1 protein-coding gene is annotated in these 559 nt (G+C 35.5%); it reads left to right on the top strand.

The features are described from left to right. Window positions 1-123: 123 nt before the first annotated feature. Window positions 124-417, top strand: coding sequence for a hypothetical protein (locus AC1DRF_RS31790; RefSeq protein WP_477742802.1), 294 nt, complete (start codon window positions 124-126; stop codon window positions 415-417). Window positions 418-559 lie beyond the last annotated feature (142 nt).

The raw sequence follows: 559 nt of genomic DNA, 5'->3' as shown, positions 1-559 counted from the left end.
TTTTTTGAAAAAAATAAGACAGAAGCAAGCGATCTTTTTTATTTTTTTCGCACGTTCATGGTCAAAAAGATCATTTGTTTTTACTTAAAATACAAGTGATTTACGCATGCTTTTTTATCATTTATGAATCAATTTTATTCTATAAACGATGACTGTTCTAAAAGAGTGCAGGTTCACAGGCCATTAACATTTATCTTTTTCATGTCCAGATTAAGTTCACATGAGTTAGAAAAAGATCTTGTGAAAAAGAAAATAAAAAAATATGGAAAAGCTGATACAGAATCAAAAATTGCGATAAAAAAAGATGCAATGCAATCCAGTGATGAAAGTATTCAGTTCTATGAAGATGAACAAAAAAGYTTGCAAGAAAAGCTCCRAAAAYTGAATGAAAAGCAACAAGATTTAGCCATGAAGTGAAAAAAGAGGTGTCGCCACTGACTCGCCAACTGGTCGCCAGAAAGTCGCCAGACACCGTTTTKGAGTCGCCAGAGAGTCGCCACTTTGGGCTTTTTGATGTACCCACGGTTTTGCTAGGCTTTGCCTAGCCCCACACCTATGG

The organism is Priestia sp. P5_B4 (genome assembly GCF_056400385.1).
This window is presented reverse-complemented; position numbering and strand designations above follow the sequence as displayed.